A 16,934-nucleotide genomic window follows, 5' to 3' on the forward strand; every position below is an offset into this window, starting at 1 on the left:
CGCGCACTTGACCCCCAGATCTTCGCAGCACAGTCTGGTGACCTCTCGGCCGAAGTCAAGGAGCATGATCAGGCGGGACACGGCTCCTTGCCGGCGGCTGCGTTGCTGTCTTCTCTGCTGTGCACCCTATGGAATCTGCGAGGACTGGCCGTCCTCGTTCAACGCTAAAAGCACGTCCCGGCACGGGGTCGGGGATACCAGCGGCATGCACCGCCAGGACTGCTTTTGCTGGGCAGGGTGTTTGACAGTTGGGCGCGGTAAGTCACGTACCCGACAGTGTTGGCGTTGGGCAGAGCGGATCATTAGGTGTTGCTCCGGATCCGAGGTAAGCGGAGGAGATCCCGGATGCTCGAGAAGCCGCTCGACAAGGCTGTACCCGTTCAGGCACACCCTCCCCACGAAGCGGTGGACGAGCCGGCGCGGCGCGATGGCCTCCTCCGGCACACTGATGACTTGCTGCGGCGCGTTGACGAATTGCGGCGCACCCGGCACGCAGCCACAGCGCTGCGACTGCTCGAAGAGTCGCTGGTGGGGCTGCACGAGCCATCCGCCGCGCTGGCGGTCGCGCACGGGCGGGTACTGCTGGCCCTGTACCGGCCCGATGATGCGGCTGCGGTGCTGCGTCAGGCGTACGAAGTGCACGGCGACTGTGCCGACGTGTCGGCTTGGCTGATCGCGAGCCTGAGCCGGGAGCGTCACCACGACGACGCTGCGACGCTGGCTGCCGAGGTGTGTGAGAGGTTTCCCGGAAGCGCGCTCGTGCGTCTCGCGGCCGGACGTCTCATGGTCGACCGGTACCGGTTCGAAGAGTCTTTGCAGTACTTCCAAAAGGCGTTTGCGCTCGATCCGAGCGATCCGCGGGGGCTGACCTGGCTGCTGCACGGGCTGCGGTGTCTGCGCCGTTACGACGAGCTCGATGCGTTGGCTGTCAGCACCGGGCTGATCAGCGACACGGCCCGGATCGAGTACGCCACGAGCCTGCTCGACCGCTACCAGTTTGAGCGTGTACTGGCCGAAATCGAAGTGGTGACGGACGAGCACGCTGAAATGCCAGCCCTGCAGGTGCGACTGAAGGCGTTGCGTGATCTGCACCGCCTCGACGAAGCCCAGAGGCTCGCCGAAGAAGCCATCGCCCGCAGACCTGACGACCCCCGGCCCTATGTGGAGCTGGGGTACATCCTGGATGACCGCTACCGGCGAGGAGATGCCCTGGCCGCGTTCGAACGGGCTCTCGCCATCGACCCGGACGATGCCGACGCGCTCGAGTGGCGTACCACCGAGCTGAGGCTGCTGCACCGCTTGAACGAAGCCGAGCGGACCTCCCAGGAGGCCATCACCCGCAGACCCGACGTGCCCCAGCTGCACCTCGAACTCGGCTACGTCCACGACGACCAGCACGACTATCAACGCGCCTTGACCGCCATCGAACAGGCACTCGCCATCGACCCCGGCCACGAATCGGCCCTGGCCTGGCGGGTCATCGAACTGCGGCAGCTGCGGCGCCTCGATGACGCCGAAGAGGCAGCACGCGAGGCAATCAGCAAACGACCCGACTCACCCCAGCTACACCTTCAACTCGGCTACGTCCACGACGACCAGCACAACTATCAGCGCGCCTTGACCGCCTTCGAACAGGCACTCGCCATCGACCCCGGCCACGAATCGGCCCTGGCCTGGCGGGTCATCGAACTGCGGCAGCTGCGGCGCCTCGATGACGCCGAAGAGGCAGCACGTTTGGGGATCCGCCGGCGGCCCGACCTACCCCAGCTACACCTCCAACTCGGCTACGTCCACGACGACCAGCACAACTATCAGCGCGCCTTGACCGCCTTCGAACAGGCACTCGCCATCGCCCCCGACGACGAATGGGCCCTGAGTGCCCGGATCAACGGACTGCGGCGACTGCGGCGCCTCGATGATGCCGAAGAGGCAGCACGCGAGGCAATCAGCAAACGACCCGACTCACCCCAGCTACACCTTCAACTCGGCTACGTCCACGACGACCAGCACGACTATCAGCGCGCCTTGACCGCCTTCGAACAGGCACTCGCCATCGACCCCGGCCACGAATCGGCCCTGGCCTGGCGGGTCATCGAACTGCGGCAGCTGCGGCGCCTCGATGACGCCGAAGAGGCAGCACGTTTGGGGATCCGCCGGCGGCCCGACCTACCCCAGCTGCACCTCCAACTCGGCTACCTCCACATCGGCCAGCACGACTATCAACGCGGTCTGAGCGCCTTCGAACAGGCACTCGCCATCGACCCCGACGACGAATGGGCCCTCTGTGCCCGGATCATCGGACTGCGGCGACTGCGGCGCCTCGATGACGCCGAAGAGGCAGCACGCTGAGGCAATCAACGAACGAACCGACTCACCCCAGCTACACCTTCAACTCGGCTACGTCCACGGCGACCAGCACAACTATCAGCGCGCCTTGACCGCCTTCGAACAGGCACTCGCCATCGACCCCAACGACGAATGGGCCCTAAGTGCCCGGATCAACGGACTGCGGCGACTGCGGCGCCTCGATGACGCCGAAGAGGCAGCACGCGAGGCAATCAGCAAACGACCCGACTCACCCCAGCCGCACCTTCAACTCGGCTACGTCCACGACGACCAGCACGACTATCAGCGCGCCTTGACCGCCTTCGAACAGGCACTCGCCATCGACCCCAACGACGAATCGGCCCTGGCCTGGCGGGTCATCGAACTGCGGCAGCTGCGGCGCCTCGATGACGCCGAAGAGGCAGCACGTTTGGGGATCCGCCGGCGGCCCGACTCACCCCAACTGCACCTCGAACTCGGCTACGTCCATAACGGCCAGCACGACTATCAGCGCGGTCTGAGCGCCTTCGAACAGGCACTCGCCATCGACCCCGACGACGAATGGGCCCTCTGTGCCCGGATCATCGGACTGCGGCGACTGCGGCGCCTCGATGACGCCGAAGAGGCAGCACGCGAGGCAATCAACGAACGAACCGACTCACCCCAGCCGCACCTTCAACTCGGCTACGTCCACGACGACCAGCACAACTATCAGCGCGCCTTGACCGCCTTCGAACAGGCACTCGCCATCGACCCCAACGACGAATCGGCCCTGGCCTGGCGGGTCACCGAACTGCGGCAGCTGCGGCGCCTCGATGACGCCGAAGAGGCAGCACGTTTGGGGATCCGCCGGCGGCCCGACCTACCTCAACTGCACCTCGAACTCGGCTTCGTCCACGACGACCAGCACGACTATCAGCGCGCCTTGACCGCCTTCGAACAGGCACTCGCCATCGCCCCCGATGACGAGTGGGCCCTGAGTGCCCGGATCAGCGGACTGCGGCGACTGCGGCGTCTCGATGACGCCGAAGAGGCAGCACGCGAGGCAATCAGCAAACGGCCCGACCTACCCCAACTGCACCTCGAACTCGGCTACGTCCACGACGACCAGCACGACTATCAGCGCGCCTTGACCGCCTTCGAACAGGCACTCGTCATCGACCCCGGCCACGAATCGGCCCTGGCCTGGCGGGTCATCGAACTGCGGCAGCTGCGGCGCCTCGATGACGCCGAAGAGGCAGCACGTTTGGGGATCCGCCGGCGGCCCGATTCACCGACACTGCGGCTGGAGCTGGCAAGCGTCGCGTTGGATAAGGGTGACTATCATGCGGCGCTCGTCGCCGTCCAGGAGGCCCTCGCTCTCGATCCAAGGGATGATTCGGCGCTGACGGCGCGGATTCGAGTACTGCGCATGTCGCGCGACTTCGTGGGTGCGCTGACGACCGCTCAGGTGGCGGTTGACGCTCGCCCCGACAGCGTGGACGTGCTGCTCGAGCTGGGGCAGGTGCACGCCGATCGGTACGGCGACCAACAAGCCCTAACCGTGTTTGACCGCGCCCTCGCCATTGATCCCGGCAATGTCCAAGTAGTCGAACGCCGGGCGGCCGTACTCCAGCGGCTCGGGCGACACTCGGACGCGGAACGGTGCGCCCGTGCGGCGGTGATGCTACGGCCCACGGTCGAGTTGTTGCACATTTGTCTGGGACGGGTGTTCGAGGACCGGCTGCAGGCGCGAGAGGCGATCGCCTTTTATGAGACTGCCGCACGTTGCAACCCGCACCATCCCCGCGTGTTAGCGAGCCAGTCGGCAGCGCTGCGAGCCGTGCGTAGCTACGCCGAGGCCGAGCGGTTGGTCGCCCCGCTGGTACGTGAACAGCCGCACCTGCATGAGCTCGCTATGGAGCTGGCGTGGATTCAGCACGACTCAGGACGCCTACCCGAGTCGCGGGCGACCTTCGCCCGGCTGGAGCGCGAGGCACTGTCGAACGAGGAACGGGCTGCGTCAATCGCCGGTCTTGGTTGGGTCGACTTCGCCCGTGGTGACTATATGGCCGCCGAGGAGCATTTCGGCCGCGCGGTCGAACTGACGCCGTACGACCGCGAGTACCGGCTGGCCCGGGCATGGGCGCTCGTACGGCAGGACGAACGTATCCAGTGGGAACAGGCCGAGCAGATCTGCCTCGGGGTGCTCGGCGAGCAGCAGGACGCCGCCGTGCTGGTGTGTTTAGGCGTGATCGACTACCGGCTTGGACGGCTACCTGCCGCGGAGTACCACCTCTCGAAGGCGCTAGAAGTCGACCCATACAAGGGCAGCCACACGGACCTCGCTGCGCTGTACACGCAGCTCGGCCGATATGACGAGGCAGAGGCGCTCCTGCGCGTGGCGATCGCGCAGGACCCATACAACGCCTCGGCGCAGGTGGAGCTGGGGCACCTGCGTCTGCTCACGGAAGAGCCGCAAGCGGCGGCCCGCCAGTTCCGGGGCGTGCTGCGAGTGGACCCGTCGATGCAGGTTGCGGCGCTTGGGTTGGCCGAGGCTTTGACGGCGTTGGGCCAGTCGCGCGAAGCGGAGGACGTGTTGCAGGAGGGATTGCGCACGGCGGCCGTACCGTGGCGGCTGCACCTGGCCTTGGCCCGGCTGCTGTTCCATCAGGCCGATGCGACTCAAAACGACGACGTCTTCGCCGAGGCGTACGCCGAGGCAATCGAAGCGATCAAAGGCGCACCCGCCGGTGAGGCCGATCCCTACTATGTCGCCGCCGTGTGCAAGGTACGGCTGGGTGGGACAACAACCGCCGGCGCGCTGGGCGACGCGCGCTCCCGCGGCCAGGCGCTGCGGCACCTACGCCGCTGTCTAAGCATCGACAAGGGGCACGTGGACGCGCAACGAGTCATGCAGTTACTCGAACGGGAGAGTCGAACCGCCCGCACCGCCGCGCTCGGTACGGCGACCGTCGCCACCGTCGCGCTGGGCCTGCTCGCCGTGATGTGGACAGCATTCTTCCTCTCGAACCGCGTCACCGTCGTCATGATTACCACCATCACGCCCATCCTGGTCGGGCTCGTCGCCGTCGCGGTGCTCCTCCCGTCGCTCATCCGGCTGAAGTTGCCTGGGTTCGAGGCCGATCTTCAAGCGGGATTGGGTCAGATCACTTCGGGCCCGACCGGCGAGGTAGTAATCCGACCCGGTAACTTCACGATCAGTGCCGGCCCGGTCGGCTACGCGCCAAACCACCGTCGCTGGGAGGACCGACAGCGACGGTGACCCTTGCCGCCGCCCAAAGCGAACTGGCGGCGAGGTGACCCAATCGCGGGCATCGACAGCTGGCCGCCGATACGGCTACCCCTCCTGAGCTGTCTCGTAGATTTGCGCTGACTGTATAGGGCTTATCTACCCAGCCAGCCCGACAGTAGGGGCAAAGGATGTACTCCACAGCGAACACAAACCGGCCGTGCAGCTTGGCTTGCCTGCACCGCCAGCCGAAATACCTGCCAGACACGGTGTCCTGCCAGGGCGTAGGGAGGCTCGGTAGTTGGCCGACTGTGTACCGCGGGCGCATGTCGAATCGGCCGCGGGTGACGTGGTACCCCTGTTCGAAGAGGTGCCCGACCTGACGAACGGCCAACGTTCGTGGGTGGCTGCTGTCGGAGCTTCAAGATCGCAGGGTCGACCTCCACCGCCACGACGAGGGTAGTGGCATCAAGGGCGTCGTTGGGGTTCGGCGGCGCTTGGCGGCCGATACGGCACAACTGACAGTCACTGCCGATTGGACTGGCGGCCAGCCGCCGGGAGCTGTCCCGCCCCTCCTGCGCAAGTGGGCGAAAGCACAACTGCTGGTGGCAGCCTTCCCGTCGTCCACAGGCGCCACCTGGCACACTGTCGGGCTGTCTTTGTCAGGGGCGACGAGTATGCTACGGACGTAAGAGAGCTACAAGACGACTACCCCGCGTAACCATCGAAACGAGAGGTAGCCATGTCGAGGCACCCACAACTGCCAGCTTGGGCTGAGCGCCTACACCAGGCGCTTGCGGGCGCGGCTGCCTCAATAAGCGAAATCTACGCGGCGCTCGGGGAGCCCGAAAACGGCGGCTGGTTGGGCGACGCCTTGGCAGGGCGAGTGCAGCCCCGCCAGTCACAACTCGCCATGTTGGCTGTCTGTTCCGGTTTGCCCCTGGCTGTCTTGGCCGGAGATACGCCAGTTCAACGAAGCCTCGCTGTAGCCCTTCGCGCAGGAGTCCTCGCCACTGACGGGGACATCGACGTCGTCGCACGGCGAGCCGAGACTTCCTTGCGGGACCTTGAGTTGCTGCTGTCGTGGTATCCACAAGAAGGTGCGCGTACGAGCGCTCTTGCGATGGAAGCCCGGAGGGCTGTAGCACAAGACGTATATCACAAACGTGCCGCCGCTAGGACCGCTGAGCGTTTACGCGACTACCTAGAGCTGGGCGACGAAGAGCCCGTTGGTGATATCACTCAGTTCATTGAGTCATTAGGTGCAGCCGTAATCTTCGACTCGATGCCGGAGACAGTTCAAGGGATTACTTTGCGCGACCCTGCACAAAACTCCTGGCGATCCATCGTCATGGTGAACACAAACCACACCTGGTGGGGTCGGCAACGCTTCACACTGGCGCATGAACTCTGCCACCTCTTGTACCAGGACGATCGCTCACTCTTTGTGAATCGTAAAAATTACCCGGATGAGAATCTGCAAGAGATACGGGCCGAAGTATTTGCGAGGCACTTCCTGGCCCCCGATTTCGCTGTCCGACAGTTTTGGGCCGAGCACGGGCCAAAGAAGCCGATAGACGGATATGGCGTGCCGCTGGCCAAGTTCATGATGCGCTTCGGGCTAAGCCGCCAAGCTAGCATCAAGACTCTCGTCGAAGCCGCTGGCGTTTCACGCAGCCACCTTGAGGCATACAGTCGCCTCCGCATTTCTCAACTCATGCAGCAGGCACGGCTTCAGGACGAATGGGAACAGGCATGTTCTGCTCAAGGTGAAAAGTCTGCCTCGCACTGGATGCTTTCTATGGCCCTCGATGCATACCGGGACGGACTTGTTTCCTCAGAAGTAGTGGCACGGGTCCTCGGACGTTCGGAGAACGTCGCCGGCGTTGAGCAGGAACTAGAAGAAGCCGGATACCAACAGATTGTGGCATCGACAGACTTCTGCTAGGCATCTAACCCACTAAGCTGTCGCAGATCCCACACGAACCTGAACTCCGGCGACACTCCAAGTCTTTAGCTCCTTTTGGGGCGGCGTCAACAGGGACGCCACTGACCGCAGTCGCGTAAGCGAAAACGTCGAACGCCTCCTCGCTGGTGTAGTGGCCGGCGCAGGCCAGTTCAGAGAGAACGTGTCCGAAGTGACGCGCCGGGACACCGTGCTGGGACGCAACTAGGCTCGCGCCTCCATCATTAACAAGGAAGACCACCTTCCGACCCTCAGCGATCCTCAGGACGCACAGGGCGATAGAGGCAGCCTCCCCTAGGTGCGCGAACTCATGGTGCTGCTCTTCACCCTTCTTGGGAAGGTTCTGAAGCTTCAGCAGTACCTCGTCGAAGACCCTGCTGTCGTACTCATTCGTATCCACATAGCATCTGCCGGCGTCCAAGATAGACGTTTTCGCGACAGCGGCTGCCGTGTGTGCCCTGCCGTCTGCCCATCGCCCTGCGCCTGGTGCCGCAATACGCGCGATCTCCATCGCGACGTTTTCGGCCACGCACAAGCGATCAGCGTAGTGCCCTGTGAACTTAGGGACGCAGTCGCGCTTTCGCCCTGCGCTCAACAGGATTCCGGTGTCGGCGAAGACGGTGGAGTTTGGCCAACCGCGCTGGGGAACTGCGGCGCTGAAGGCATGCCGGCGCTTTGGCATTGCGCTCGCTGGGGGCACCGAGCTAGTGCGACGGGGCATCATGTTGGGTGAGATACGCGGCGCACCAGGTGTCACCAAGTCCTCCTCCGAACCTCAAGAGGTGAGGGAGATGTCTTCAGCTCCTGCGTCTACTTTAGTGGCTACCGCGTCTGCCCATGCGTCCCTGATGCCACACCATCGCCGGACACTACAGCGCGTACAGCCTGGGTTGGGTGTAGGCGCCCACTGCACGTCGGCCAACCAGTCTCGACCGAGCCGTCGGATTCGCCCGCGGGCCATCCTCATCAGAGCTTCGTCATCGGTCGAGTACGTGTGCACTACGGCCGCATCGGGTGAAAGGATCTCGAGCTGGACCTCGCCCCTCACCGCACCGAAGTGGCTGATGAATCCCGTCTCAAGTGCTACGAGGTCCCACGCCACGGCAAGGTAGGCGCTGAAAATCTGATCCCTATCAGCTTCAGGCTGCACCTGTACCGTCTTGATCTCCCGCATGATAAGCGTGTCCCCCCGCAGCCAGAAGGCATCGGCCTTTGTGGCGATTACCGCGTCGGCTTGGGCATCGAACGCATAAAGCGTGCGCTCGGCGGTCAACGATCTGATTGAGTCATCATTCAACGGGCAGCAGTCAATATGCGAACGCAGAAACGGATATGCCAGCTCGTAATCGCCTGGATCTACTGCCGCCTCTCCGACGATCCCTAAACGGTCGATGTCTGCTGGGTTCGGTAGTTCATCGGCAGTACAGGCCTTGGATCGCCCGTGCGCTTGGGCCAGCCATTGGTGCGTGGCCAGTCCGCGAAGAAGGGGCTCGCTACCTTCTTCCACCCTCGGCAAGTGAACCTCACGCTCCATATACCAGCGGGAGGGACATGTCTCGTAGAGAACGAGGTCGGATGCCGAAACAGATCTCGTCCAAGGCCCCGGATTGTCCGTTTGAAGGAAACCGTTAAGCGGGATTAACGATTCACATCCTCCAAGGTATTCGCATCCTCCGCAAACACGTCCAGGGATACGCTCCTCCCCTTTGGTGGTCGCAAGGACTGCGTCCCTGCCATCCGACTGATATAGCTCCTCCACTCGATCAGGTGACTCTCCGGAAATGAGGTGAAACTCAATTCCGTCGTTCAGTCCAATCTCGGTGACCCAGATCCGCTGCGGCTCAATGCTGGTTTGGTACTGCGCCGCTATATGGCCTGCAACATATGCCCACGGCGTCAGCTTATTACTTGCCGTCGCGACTCGGATACGGCGTATCTCTCGGCAGCCCGTGTCAGTTTCGTACAGCAACGCCCAGGCGAACAGGGAAGCCCTCGGCCCTTTCTGAAGGTCAGGCCATCCATCCAAGAAGCGGAGTGGCCCAACTTCTTCCTCCCGAGCTTCGTGATACTCGAAAAATTGCGTAAGCGCGTGATCGAAGAATTGGCGGACGCCTTCATGCTGGGATCCAAATCGGCGCGCCTGTAGCCGCACCGCATCCCATAGCTCGTAGCCGTGCTTGACCCGCAGCCCAACGTCCTGGATGGCGTCGGCCAGCACACCGAGGACGAAGGGCCCACGGCGTCTGGTCCATTCACCAGTGTCAGGGCTGGTTTTGGGACGCACTTTGAGCGCCAGCGCCAACGGACACGATTGGGCGCTCGCAACAGTTTCGGCGTCGGTGGCGCTGACTCGGTAGACCGGCTCGTCCCGCCTGAGCGGGATTCCGGGTTTCCAGACCAAAGGCGATCCTGACTCGTCCGGCGCTCCGTGGCCCGACCGTTAGGCCCTGCGCTCTCATGATCCATTTCATTAATGCTCTGGGTGCATTGTAGAGCTGCGGATTGCTGCCTGCGCAAGCAAGTGAACCCTATTAGAACGGGTGTTCGGCCTGAACGTAAGGCACATTGTCAGCTAGATCCGTGCCGCCACGCCCGAGTCAACTGGATGCCATCCCGATGCTCCTATGGAGGTCAAGGGGCGAGGGCGGCGAAGTCGGCGCGTAGGGCGGTGTAGACGTCGCGGACGATGTAGCGCTTGAGGCAGCGGATGATCTCTTGCTTGCTGAGGCCTTCGGTGATGCGTCGGTGCAGGTAGGCGCGGGTGCGCTGGTCGTAGCGCATGCGGCAGAGGGCGATGGTGTGCAGGGCGTGGTTGGCGCCGCGGTCGCCTCCTCGGTGCAGGCGGTGGCGGCGCACCCGTCCGGAGCTGGCGGGGATGGGTGCTGCGCCGCAGAGGTGGGCGAGGGCGGCTTCGGAGTGCAGCCGGTCGGGGTTGTCGCCGGCGGTGGTGAGCAGCTGGGCGGCGACATCGGGGCCGACACCGAACAGGGCGGTGGTGCGGGGTGCCGCTTTCCGGACGATGGGTGTCACCTGCCGGTCGAGGGTGGTGATCTCCTCGGTGAGGGCGGTGACGCGGCGGGCGAGCCCGACCAGGGCTGCGGCGGTGGCGTGCTGCGGGTCGTGGAGCTTGGTCGGGTCGTAGGCAAGTACGGCGCAGCGGCTGACCAGCACGGCAGCGCTGATCCTGGTCAGGTGGGCTCGCAGAGGTTCGGGGGCGGCGGCGACCAGGCCGCGCATCTGATTCAAGGCGGCGGTGCGGGCCTTGACCGCTCCTCGGCGGGCGACCCTCAAGGCGCGGATGGCCTCGACCGGTCCGGTGCGGGTCTTCGGCGTGCCCATCGCGGTGCCGGCAAGGGTCGCCCGGGCGGCGGCGATAGCGTCGATCGGGTCGGACTTGCCCTGTGCGCGGCGGGCTCGGCGGTCTGGCCGATCTACCTCCACGACGGCGATCTTCTTGCTGGTCAGATAGCGGGCCAGGCCGGCGCCGTAGCTGCCGGTGCCCTCCACGCCCACGGCAGTCACCTGCCCGAAGGAGCGCATCCAGGCCAGCAGATCCGCGTAGCCGGCGGTGGTCGCGGGGAACTCGGCGTCGGCCAGGAGCCCGCCGGTGGTGTCGATGACGGCGGCGTGGTGCGTGTCGCGGTGGGTGTCGACACCACCGATGAGAGATCGCTTCTTGGCTGCCATGCTGGTGAGGTCCGCCCTTCTCGGTCGCGTCGAGAACACGTGGACACGTCACCGGTCAGGCGATGCGGACAACACAGTGGTGGGGCGCCTCTCGCACAGGCTCCTATCAGGTCACGACGCCTGACCGGTGACATGCAGCTGCCGAGGGCCACCGAGCCGGCCGACGAATCGGGATGAGGACAGCAACGTCGGTCTGCCGGTGAGTCAGACCAACCCGGCGACCCACCCCACCATCCTCACTGTCTGCCGCCGACCCACACCCCGTGAAGCGGGCCAGGGCCAGGGTGACAAGGTGGAGCGCCCTGCTGGACGTACGACCTTGTCGCCCTGGCCCTGGTCTGCTCGGCTTGCCTGGGTCGGTGGCTGACGGGATGGCATCCCACCCCCACCACCCACGACCGCAACCGTTCGGCAACTGCATCCTGGAGTCGTCTGGCCCCCGCCGGAGGCAGCTCTAACCCCAACCCCGCCCAATCCTCCACCGCCTTCCCCACCTTCACTTCTCCCCCACCTCGGACCCGTGAGCGGCCTGACGCGTTCCGTTCGGCAACTTGGCCCGAGCAACCGCAGACCGGTCCGCGGTGAGACGTCACGAGGTGAGAAGAGACGGGAGGGAAGAGCTTGTCGTCCTGGTCCCGGTCAGCCTCTGGGACTCGTCACCGGGTCACCTTGCAGACCCAGGGGTGACGCGCGGGGCGGGGCGTGGGGTTCGGGCCGGCTGACTTTCCGCCCCGGCGCCGTGGCGCCGGGGCGGCGGCTCCGCAGGAGCCGTTTGCCGCGCCCCGGCCCGCGCCGCGCGGAGCGCCTTGATTTGAGTAAAGGTCAATTCGGCAACAGACCACCGGTTGTGTCCGAGCTGGCCAAGGGGCGGCACGACATGCATCCCGACGCCTTCGCAACCGCAGCGCCGACGCAACCGAGACAGGGGAGCGTCGGTCCGGCTTGGACTGCCGCTGCCGCGATCCGGCTAGTCTCGCTGCTGCGGCCTGACCTACCGCGCAGCCCGCAACGCCGCCGCGATCTGCACGACGTCCAGGTCGACGACGACCCCCTCGCCGTCCCACACGCCGCGCGAGGTGATCGCCAGGCCGATCAAGGCCAGCTCGGCGGCGTCATCACGCAGGTCGTACTCTTCGCGACTCTCCTCGCCGGTTCCATCCGGTTCCTCGCGATCCCAGGCAGCGACCGCCGGCTCAGCCACGGACCGAGGCAACCGCACGCTGATCCGACTGATCTGAGGATCGAGATGAGCGCCGATTGCCGCCAGCACGGTCCGGTCCTGCTGATACCTCACGTACTGCTCACGATCTACCACGGGCCGAGGGTACTCAGGCCCAACCGAGTCACCGATCGGAAGCCGGTGAACGTATGCGGTCACGGCACAATCCGGTCCCTACGACCCCCACCGTTGCTGCCGCTGAGTTCACCATCGTCTGTCTCACCCTTGGCTCTCCTCCTCCGTCTGTCGGTACGAGAGGATGCGGACATGCTTCGCCCGCCTCGTGCCCTGCTGCGGGGACGTTCCGCGCCAACTGGCGTGACGCTAATGGCCGGCAGAAGGCCAAGACCTTCCCGACTCGACGACAGGCGGCGGCCTTCCTCGCCGAGACGGAAACCGCCATCGCCCGTGGCGGTTACGTCGACCCGCACGCCGGCCGTCTGCTGTTCGGGAAGTACGCGGAACGGTGGCGGGAGTCCCGCAACGACGAGCTGACCACAAGGGCGCGGGACGCCTCGATCCTGCGAACCCACGTCTGCCGCGCTGGTCGGACGTGCCCCTATCCCGGATCGATCATCTCGCCGTTCAGCACTGGGTGACGGACCTCGGCACCCGCCGCTCCCCTGCCACCGTGGCCGAGTGCTACCGGCTGCTGTCGGCCGTCCTCCGCGCGGCGGTTCGTGATCGGCTCATCGGCGCCAATCCGTGCGAGGGCGTCAAGGTGCCATCACGGCGGAAGAAGGACACCGACGGGCACGTACTGTCCCGCGCGGATCTAGTCGCTTGGCTCCTGCCGGCCGTCCCTGACCGATATCGGGCGCTGGTCGCCCTGGCCGGCGGTACCGGGCTGCGGTGGGGTGAGTGCACCGGGCTCCGCTGGGAGTCGCTCGACCTGGCCGCGAAGACGGTGGAGGTGGTTCGGGTCGCCGTCGAGGTGGCAGGCACGGTCACGATCAAGCCGTATCCGAAGTCGCGGGCTGGCCGACGTACAGTTCCACTGCCTGAGTTCGCGGTCGACCTGCTGGCTGCCCATCGTGAGGCGTTCCCGACTGGTCCTCGCGGTCAGGTGTTCACCAACTCGTCCGCTGGTCCGCTGCGTCGAACCTTGTTCCGGGCTCGCGTCTGGCGGCCATCGCTCGTTCGCGCCGGGCTGCACGGAGACGTGAGCCGCCTGGGCCACTTCAAGTGGCGAGCAGCCTGGGTCGACCTGGAAGGCGTCAAGCGCGCCGCGGAGTTCACCACCGAACGGGACGCGGTCGCGCACGTGGCGAAGATGGCGCCGGGCGGACTCCGCTTCCACGACCTGCGGCACTCGTTTGCCACGGAGCTGGTGTCGCGGGGCGTGCCGGTCAACGACGTCCAGGCGGTGATGGGCCACGAGAAGCCGTCGACGACGTTGAACCTCTACACCCACCGGTCGGACGGGCGGGATCAACGCATCCGCGACGCGTTCGCTGACGATCCGCTGACGTCCAACGACAACTGACGATGGAAATAGCAAGAGCCACCCTCTTCCGAGGGTGGCTCTTCTGCGTTACTTCGATGGTGGGCGATACTGGGATCGAACCAGTGACCTCTTCGGTGTGAAGAAAGTGCTCTGCGAGGCATCGCTGGTCCACTCGGACTTGCAGCAAGCCGCACCATCTAGCGCTTTCCCACTTCGGGGCTGCCAAGGGACATGACAATCGCACAGCGTTAACGCGCAGACGCCCCACGGCGGCCAGGAGGCGACGTTGCTGGCTCTCTACAACAGCATTTATCACTTCGGCGGCATCATCGTGCCGCCCGGGTACACCGACCCGTTGAAGTTCGCCGACGGAAACCCCTACGGGGTCTCCCACGGCACGGGCGGCAACAACACCGACCCGCTGACCGAGGTGCCGTTCGCCGCCCTGGATCACCTGGCGCAGCGAGTGGTCCGCCAGGCCGGCAAACGCTGACATCTGAAGGTCGAGACGATCCAGTCAGGCGGAGTTGAGCTGGTCGAGCCCGTCGGGCAGCACCGGGTTGAGCCGGAGCACGTCGCCGCCGGCCGCGGTGAGTGTCGACCTGCCGGCGGGCTGGGGCATGGCGCGCCTGCACGCACCCTCGGCGCCCGGGAGGAGCCGGGCGCCGTGGCGTCAGTGCCGGGTCAGGGCAGGTCGATCGGGCGCAGCACCCGGTCGACGGCGTGTGCGATCTGCCGGTTGCCCTTGTTGATGTCGTACGCGACCACCCGCGCGTCGCGGTCGCTGGTGTCGGCGTCGACCAGGCGCACCTGGCGGAAGTGCCACCAGCGCAGCACGTCGACCTCGACGGTGGCGCCCAGCGCGGTGGTCAGCTGCGCGCCGTCGGCCTTGACCGCAACGCGCCGGTCGATGGTCGCGCCCGGCACCACGTGGTAGAGCAGCACGTTCTCGACCGTGTCGATGCCGAGCCCGGCGACGGCGGTGAAGGCGGCCTGCTCACTGGGGAGCCGGTGGGCGTGGGTGAGGTCCCGGACGAGCTCCCGGAACGCGGCGTCGGTGGGCACGAACGCGGTCAGCGCGACCGTGCCGTCGGCGAGCACCTTCACCGGGGAGTTCGGCTTGGCCTCGAGGACGGCCAGCACGGCCGCGGTGAGCACGTCGAAATCCCGGGAGTTACGGTCGAAACCGCCGGTGTCCCGGGTGAGCACCTCGGCCAGGCTGCGGGTGCCGGGCTGCTTGGCGGAGGCCTGGGCGGCGGGCACCGCCACTGCGGCGGTGGCCAGCACGGTGGCCATGGTGCCCACGGCCACGCGGGCGGCGAGTCGTGCGATCTTCATCGGCGAACCCTTCATCGGTGCGACCAGATCCGTGACTTGTCGTCACGCCCATTGCTTCGCCCCGATTCCGGCCGGTGGATGCACCCCGCCTCAACCGAGTTCGGCGACCACCTTCGCGGTGAGTTCGCGGACCACGTCGACCAGCAGGTCGACGTCGGCCTCTGTGGTCCGCCAGTTGACGATCGCCGGGCGCAGCGCCACCCGTCCGTCGTGGACGGTGGTGCCGGCGTACACCCGGCCGTCGGCGAGCAGGGCCGCCCCGAGCCGCCGGTTCACCTCGTCGAGCGCCGCTTCGGGAACGCCCGCCGGGCGGGCCCGGAAGCAGACGATGCAGAGCGGCACCTCGGCGAGGCGTTCCAGCTCGGGTGTCTCGTCGACCCGGCGCGCCAGGCGCTGGGCCAGGTCGAGGTGCCGCTCCACCATGGACCTGTAGCCCTCCCGCCCGTACGCGGCCAGGGTCGCCCAGATCGGCAGGGACCGGGCCCGGCGCGAGGAGTCCGGGCCGAGCAGGGCGTAGTCCGCACCCTCGCCCGGTGTCGGCAGGGCGCTGCCCTCCCCCGGCAGGTACGCCGCGCCGGGCATGCCGAACGCGACCGGCAGCCGGGACGGGTCCTTGAGGAAGGCGAAGCCGCTCTCGTACGGCACGTTGAGCCACTTGTGCCCGTCGCCGGCGATCGAGTCGGCGCGTTCCATGCCGGCGACCAGCCCGGCCGTGCGCGGCGAGAGTGCGGCGAAGATCCCGAACGCGCCGTCGACGTGCAGCCAGGCGCCGCGCCGTTCGGCGATGTCGGCGAGGTCGGCCAGCGGGTCGAAGTCACCGGTGTCCACCTCCCCGGCGATGGCGATCACCACCGCCGGGGCGGCCAGTTCGGCGAGCCGCCGGTCGAGGGCGACGAGGTCGACCCGGCCCGCGCCGTCACGGGCGTGGATCTCCACGGTGTTGCGGCCGTGGCCGAGCAGTTGCAACGCCTTGCGGTCGCTGGGGTGCAGGTAGCCGCCGGAGAGCACCGGCATCCGGGGCAGCCCGGCCAGCCCGTCCGCGGCGACGTCGACGCCGTGCCGCTCGCCCCACCAGTGGGTGGCGGCGGCGAGCCCGGTGACGTTGGCGAAGGTGGCGCTGGTGACCAGGGCGCCGCCGTACGTCGCGGGCAGCCCGAATAGCTCCCGCAGCCAGGTCAGCGCGATCCTCTCGACCTCGCTGGCGAGCCGCGAGGAGGCGCGGAAGGCGGCGTTCTGGTCGAGCAGGGCCGCGGTCCAGTCGGCGGCGAGGGCGGCCGGGGTCGTCCCGCCGATGATGAAGTGGAAGAAGCGGGGGCCGGCCGAGTGGGTGGCCGCGGCCGTCCCGACCCGCAGCAACCGGTCCAACGCGGCGGCCGCGCCCTCGCCCCGCTCGGGCAGCGCACCACCATCGGCCGGGTGCCAGAGCTGGCCGAGCAGCGCCTGGCTGTCCGGGTCGTGCACCGGCCGGTCCGCCAACGACGACAGGTACGGCCCGGCCGCCTCGTACACCCGGCGCAGCGCCTCGCCCCCGTCGGCGTCCCGCAGCGGATCGGTCATCGCAGCGCCCTCCTCGGCGGTCGGTGGCGGTCGGGACGCCGGTGGAGCGCCAGCCCTGGTGCAACGTCATCCCGGCGGAGCCGGCCCGGCCCTCCCCCACCCTGGCACCGGTCGACGGGGTTCGCGCCGGCCAATTCCGCCGCGGTGGCCCGCGGGCCCCCAC

General features: G+C 66.6%; 11 protein-coding genes. 5 read left to right on the forward strand and 6 right to left on the reverse strand.

Annotation, left to right across the window (positions count from 1 at the left end; all coding sequences use genetic code 11):
* Nucleotides 1-345 precede the first annotated feature (345 nt).
* From FHX75_RS07060 to FHX75_RS07070, 3 genes are all read left to right on the forward strand, one after another.
* Nucleotides 346-2,349 carry a tetratricopeptide repeat protein gene (locus tag FHX75_RS07060; protein WP_154937252.1) on the forward strand — a complete coding sequence of 668 codons (2,004 nt, stop codon included), beginning with the start codon at nucleotides 346-348 and terminating at the stop codon, nucleotides 2,347-2,349.
* On the forward strand, nucleotides 2,324-5,590 hold the full coding sequence (locus tag FHX75_RS07065; RefSeq protein ID WP_154937254.1) for a tetratricopeptide repeat protein: 3,267 nt from the start codon (nucleotides 2,324-2,326) through the stop codon (nucleotides 5,588-5,590). Before FHX75_RS07060 ends, FHX75_RS07065 begins: the two co-directional genes overlap by 26 nt.
* 1,039 nt (nucleotides 5,591-6,629) lie before the next feature.
* Nucleotides 6,630-7,505, forward strand: a complete 876-nt coding sequence (locus tag FHX75_RS07070) for an ImmA/IrrE family metallo-endopeptidase (protein WP_170285304.1) — start codon at nucleotides 6,630-6,632, stop codon at nucleotides 7,503-7,505.
* A gap of 4 nt (nucleotides 7,506-7,509) precedes the next feature.
* Here the strand turns inward: FHX75_RS07070 and FHX75_RS07075 are convergent, their stop codons facing one another.
* From FHX75_RS07075 to FHX75_RS07090, 4 genes are all read right to left on the reverse strand, one after another.
* Nucleotides 7,510-8,052, reverse strand: coding sequence for a hypothetical protein (locus FHX75_RS07075; RefSeq protein WP_154937258.1), 543 nt, complete (start codon nucleotides 8,050-8,052; stop codon nucleotides 7,510-7,512).
* 246 nt (nucleotides 8,053-8,298) lie between these two features.
* Nucleotides 8,299-9,924, reverse strand: coding sequence for a PD-(D/E)XK nuclease family protein (locus FHX75_RS07080; RefSeq protein ID WP_154937259.1), 1,626 nt, complete (start codon nucleotides 9,922-9,924; stop codon nucleotides 8,299-8,301).
* A 230-nt stretch (nucleotides 9,925-10,154) separates the two neighbouring features.
* A complete protein-coding gene (locus FHX75_RS07085) occupies nucleotides 10,155-11,210 on the reverse strand; it encodes an IS110 family RNA-guided transposase (RefSeq protein ID WP_154937261.1) in 1,056 nt (351 codons plus the stop codon).
* Nucleotides 11,211-12,201: 991 nt separating this feature from the next.
* Nucleotides 12,202-12,525 carry a hypothetical protein gene (locus FHX75_RS07090; protein ID WP_154937264.1) on the reverse strand — a complete coding sequence of 108 codons (324 nt, stop codon included), beginning with the start codon at nucleotides 12,523-12,525 and terminating at the stop codon, nucleotides 12,202-12,204.
* A gap of 535 nt (nucleotides 12,526-13,060) precedes the next feature.
* Here FHX75_RS07090 and FHX75_RS31505 point away from each other — a divergent pair.
* Both FHX75_RS31505 and FHX75_RS07100 read left to right on the forward strand, forming a co-directional pair.
* Nucleotides 13,061-13,915, forward strand: a complete 855-nt coding sequence (locus tag FHX75_RS31505; RefSeq protein ID WP_246157766.1) for a tyrosine-type recombinase/integrase — start codon at nucleotides 13,061-13,063, stop codon at nucleotides 13,913-13,915.
* A 247-nt stretch (nucleotides 13,916-14,162) separates the two neighbouring features.
* Nucleotides 14,163-14,369 carry a hypothetical protein gene (locus FHX75_RS07100; protein WP_425463471.1) on the forward strand — a complete coding sequence of 69 codons (207 nt, stop codon included), beginning with the start codon at nucleotides 14,163-14,165 and terminating at the stop codon, nucleotides 14,367-14,369.
* A gap of 191 nt (nucleotides 14,370-14,560) precedes the next feature.
* On the opposite strand, the gene FHX75_RS07105 is transcribed toward FHX75_RS07100, so the two are convergent.
* The gene (locus FHX75_RS07105; RefSeq protein WP_154937266.1) at nucleotides 14,561-15,214 is read right to left on the reverse strand and encodes a fasciclin domain-containing protein; all 654 of its coding nucleotides are present in this window, start codon (nucleotides 15,212-15,214) and stop codon (nucleotides 14,561-14,563) included.
* Nucleotides 15,215-15,304: 90 nt separating this feature from the next.
* Nucleotides 15,305-16,771 (reverse strand): pyridoxal phosphate-dependent decarboxylase family protein, encoded by a 1,467-nt coding sequence (locus FHX75_RS07110; RefSeq protein ID WP_154937268.1) that lies wholly within the window; start codon nucleotides 16,769-16,771, stop codon nucleotides 15,305-15,307.
* Between the last annotated feature and the right edge of the window lie 163 nt (nucleotides 16,772-16,934).

Origin of the sequence: Micromonospora palomenae, from assembly GCF_007829925.1 — a bacterium.
GTDB classification, from domain to species: domain Bacteria; phylum Actinomycetota; class Actinomycetes; order Mycobacteriales; family Micromonosporaceae; genus Micromonospora; species Micromonospora purpureochromogenes.